The sequence below is a fragment of the Nocardia wallacei genome, assembly GCF_029869545.1.
GTDB classification, from domain to species: domain Bacteria; phylum Actinomycetota; class Actinomycetes; order Mycobacteriales; family Mycobacteriaceae; genus Nocardia; species Nocardia wallacei_A.
Genome location: NZ_JARWQD010000359.1, coordinates 1 through 4,189, shown reverse-complemented (window position 1 = coordinate 4,189; position 4,189 = coordinate 1). Strand labels below are relative to the sequence as shown.

5 protein-coding genes are annotated in these 4,189 nt (G+C 68.1%); 3 read left to right on the top strand and 2 right to left on the bottom strand.

The window, feature by feature from the left end; translation table 11 throughout:
• Positions 1-170: 170 nt before the first annotated feature.
• The gene (locus QH290_RS32955; RefSeq protein ID WP_280265871.1) at positions 171-623 is read right to left on the bottom strand and encodes a zf-HC2 domain-containing protein; all 453 of its coding nucleotides are present in this window, start codon (positions 621-623) and stop codon (positions 171-173) included.
• 62 nt (positions 624-685) lie between these two features.
• Complete coding sequence (gene sigE / locus QH290_RS32950; protein WP_425301700.1) at positions 686-1,315, bottom strand: RNA polymerase sigma factor SigE; 630 nt, start codon at positions 1,313-1,315, stop codon at positions 686-688.
• Positions 1,316-1,707: 392 nt separating this feature from the next.
• Here sigE and QH290_RS32945 point away from each other — a divergent pair, with 392 nt between their 5' ends.
• The 3 genes from QH290_RS32945 (at position 1,708) to QH290_RS32935 (ending at position 4,078) form a co-directional block, all read left to right on the top strand.
• A complete protein-coding gene (locus QH290_RS32945; protein ID WP_280265894.1) occupies positions 1,708-2,346 on the top strand; it encodes an O-methyltransferase in 639 nt (212 codons plus the stop codon).
• A gap of 118 nt (positions 2,347-2,464) precedes the next feature.
• Positions 2,465-3,118, top strand: a complete 654-nt coding sequence (locus QH290_RS32940; RefSeq protein ID WP_280265869.1) for a TetR/AcrR family transcriptional regulator — start codon at positions 2,465-2,467, stop codon at positions 3,116-3,118.
• Between the two features lie 24 nt (positions 3,119-3,142).
• A complete protein-coding gene (locus tag QH290_RS32935; protein ID WP_280265868.1) occupies positions 3,143-4,078 on the top strand; it encodes an ABC transporter ATP-binding protein in 936 nt (311 codons plus the stop codon).
• Positions 4,079-4,189: the final 111 nt, after the last annotated feature.

Sequence of the window (4,189 nt, the reverse complement as noted above, 5' to 3'; positions counted from 1 at the left end):
GGTTGGTTTATTTTTTTCGGGGCGGTTCGCCGCCCCGCGGCCCAAGGACGGGCGCGTCCGGCGGCCTCAGGTTCCCCCGTTCGGCCGCCGAATCCGAAACAGCGTCTGTCCCGCCGGGCCGTTCGGGCTGTGATCCGGTGTTCGTTGATTCGGTGGTCACGTGTCGAACTCTACTTGCGCCACCAACCGGTCCACCGCCTGCTCTCGGAACCGAAGTCGCGATCGGTGGAAACGAATCGGAACGAATCCGCCCGCAGGCCCAGGAAACTCGCGCCGCGCGTCATCTCGTCCATCTTGCCGGGAAGATTTGCCAGCGGAATTCGGCTCAGGGTGTCGTGCAGGTCCCCGGGCGCCGCGATCTGGTGCTGCGCGGCCCGGCGGAGCGCGATGCGCGCCTGTTGCTGCGCCTCGACCTCGGCGGCGCACTCGGGACATTTGGCGAGATGTTCGGCGGCGCGCAGGTAGGCGTTCATGCGCAGTTCGCCGTCGACATAGGCGGCGATGGCCTCGCTGGCCAAGTGCTCGGTCGGAGCGAAGCGGGGCGGACGTCCGGTACGGGCGCGCTGTGCTCGACCCGCCGCCGCGCCGGAGTCGCGGCCTGTTGCGGCGTCTTCGCCACCCATACGTGCACACCCTTCCGACGGACAATCAACTGGCGCCGGGCGCCGCCTGTGGCGGCCGCGAATTACCCGACCTTCTCGGCAGCGGCGAACCGCTCCTGAGATCCATTATGCGCAAGGTGCTCCCGCAGCGCCTGGCGTCCGCGGTGGATACGACTGCGCACGGTGCCCAGTTTCACGCCGAGCGTAGCGCCGATCTCCTCGTAGGACAGGCCCTCGATATCGCAGAGCACGACGGCGGCACGGAACTCCGGGGCCAGCGCGTCGAGTGCCGATTGCAGGTCCGGATCCAGGTTGGCATCGTGGTAGACCTGCTCGGGGTCGGGGCCCTCGGAGGGCACCCGGTCGTAGTCGTCGGGCAGCGCCTCCATCCGGATGCGGTTGCGGCGGCGCACCATGTCCAGGAACAGATTGGTCGTGATGCGGTGCAGCCAGCCCTCGAAGGTGCCCGGCTGGTAGTTCGACAGCGAGCGGAAGACCCGGATGAAGGTCTCCTGGGTGAGGTCCTCGGCGTCCTGCGGGTCGCCGGTCAGGCGGTAGGCCAGCCGGTACACGCGGTCGGCGTGCTCGCGGACCAGTTCGTCCCAGGATGGCATCATGGTCCGGTCGCCGGTCGCGTCGAAGGCCGCGGTGCCGGTCAGCGGATCCTCCTCGGCGCCCTCCGGGCCCTCGGGGAGGACGGCGTCCTCGGGCATCGCGGCGTCGGCGGATGCCGCCGGGGCGGGCAGGTGGTATTCGGCCGTGCCGTTGGGCAGGCTCGGCTCGGGCAGGGTGGCGTGCTCACGCGCCGCATCGACCATGTGGATGGGGTTACCTCCTACTCGGGACCGTGGGCCGGCGCTGCGACGGTGGGGTCGCCCACCCGTCGCGTACCGGGTACAACCGAAGACCTGTGTCCGGTGTTCCCGGGCGCCGACCGGCGATCGGTCGGCCTTTGCGTTGTCCCTACTTTGTCGGCTCCCGATGTGTCGGTGGTATGGGGATGCTGAGGGACACCTGAGAAAAATGGCGGCCGCACCGCCGCCCGCGGGCCCGTCGGTCGCGACGGGAGGGCGGTTTCGCCATTAGCCTCTTACCCGTGAGTTCCATACCGGCGGCGTCGGCCGTGCAGCGCAACCTCGCCTACGTCGAGGAATCCGTTGTCGAGGACGAGATTCTGGTGGCCGCGCGCGAGCGGGCCACCGAGCTGGGCGCCGCGCCCGTGCCACCCTCGGTGGGTGCGCTGCTGAGCATGTACGCCCAGCTCGCAGGGGCCCGGGCGGTGGTGGAGGTGGGCACCGGCGCCGGGATCAGCGGATTGTGGCTACTCGACGGCATGCGCGAGGACGGCACGCTGACCACCATCGACTCCGAACCCGAGCATCAGCGCGCCGCCCGCGAGGCGTTCCGCACCGCGGAGGTCGCGCCCGCCCGGACCCGGTTGATCAACGGCCGCGCCCTGGATGTGCTGCCGCGCCTGGCCGACGGCGCCTACGACCTGGTGTTCATCGATGCCGCGCCGCTGGAGCATCCGCAATATGTGGAGCAGGGGGTGCGTCTGCTGCGCGAGGGCGGCGCGATCCTGCTGCACAACGCCCTGCTCGGCGGGCGGGTGCCCGATCAGGCGCAGCGGGACCCCGCCACGCAGGCGGTGCGCGCGGCCACCCGCGCCGTCGCCGAGGACCCGCAGCTGACCAGCGTGCTGATCCCGGTGGGGGACGGGCTGCTCTGCGCCTCGCGCGGGTAGTTTCCGTCCCATCATCCTATGTCTAGTCAACCCCCCTGACCTGCACAAATGACGATTCGAAATCGGTCCGCGTCAGCTCTTGCGTGACGATTGAACGAGTGTTTAGTATATTGAACATGTGTTTAAGGGAGCAGCCGTACCGGAAGGATCCGCCCAGGATCTGAGCACTCGCGCCCGCATCCGGGACGCCGCGATCGTCGCGTTCGGCGATGAGGGGTTCGGGGTCGGAGTTCGAGCGATCGCCAAGGCCGCGGGTGTGTCACCCGGGTTGGTCAACCATCACTTCGGTTCCAAGGATGGTCTGCGGCAGGCGTGCGATGAGCACGTCCGCTCGATCATCGTCTCGGCGAAGCTGCAGTACGTGCAGGAGCCCTCTCCGAACGCGACCCTGCGGGCGCTGACGGAGATCGAGGAGTTCGCGCCGTACATCGGCTACCTGATGCGCACCTTCCAGGCCGGAGGTCCACTGCTGGTGGCATGGTTCGACCAGATGAGGGCCGACGTCGAGGGGTATCTCGCCGTCGGCATCGAGGCCGGAACCCTCCGCGCACCAAGCGATCTGAAGGCGACGGCCAACTATCTGGCAACCCAGAACGGCGGCGGATTCTTCTTCTACCTCCAGCTCTACGCCGGGCGGAACGAAGGAAAGATCGACTACCGAAAAGCGCTGCGCGAGTACGCCGACCAGATGATGCTGCCGGCGATCGAAGTCAACACACACGGACTATTCACCGATTCGACGGTGCTGGACGCATTGCTCGCGGATCGGTAAACCTTCTTCTCACAAGGAGATTCGATGTCATCGGCAATCGTCGTCCGAGATCTGCACAAGCATTTCGGGCAGGTGCACGCTCTGGACGGACTCGACCTCGAGGTCGCCGAGGGTGAGGTGCACGGCTTCCTCGGCCCCAACGGGGCCGGTAAGTCCACGACCATTCGTATTCTGCTGGGCATCCTGGCCCGCACGTCGGGCGAGGCGCAGGTGCTCGGCCGCGACCCGTGGACCGACGCGGTCGGTCTGCATCACGAAATCGCCTATGTTCCAGGCGATGTCACGCTGTGGCCGTCGCTGTCGGGCGGGGAGACCATCGACCTGCTGGCCCGCATGCGCGGCGGTCTGGATCCCGAGCGCCGCGCGGAACTGATCGAGCGCTTCGAACTGGATACGCGCAAGAAGGCCCGCACCTACTCCAAGGGCAACCGGCAGAAGGTCGCCCTGGTGTCGGCGTTCTCCTCGAACGCGAACCTGCTCATGCTCGACGAACCCACCTCGGGCCTGGATCCGTTGATGGAGCAGATCTTCCGGGAGTGCGTCCGCGAGGCCACCGAGCGCGGCGTGACGGTGCTGCTGTCCAGCCACATCCTGTCCGAGGTCGAGATGCTGTGCGACCGCGTCACCATCATCCGCTCCGGGCGGACGGTGGAGAGCGGCACGCTCGCGGAGATGCGGCACCTGAGCCGCACCTCGATCACCGCCGAAATGATCGGGGACCCTGGCGATCTCGGGCGCATCCCCGGTGTCGAGGATGTCAGCTTCGAGGACCACACCCTGCGCTGCCAGGTCGACAGCGAACACCTCGGCGAGCTGATCCGCGTGCTCGGCGACGCCGGTGTGCGCAATCTGGTCAGCCAGCCGCCGACGCTGGAGGAGCTGTTCATGCGCCACTATTCGCTCAACGGGGACGACGCCGCCAGTGGCTCGGCCCGGCACTACGCGGAGGCGGCGAAATGACGACCGCGGTCGCGGGCCCCCCCCGGGCATTAGCCCAAAAAACCCCGGGCGCCGCCGCGATTAAAGGGACCCAGGCGAAAGAGGGGGCGGATCAGAGGGCGGCCCCCGGCC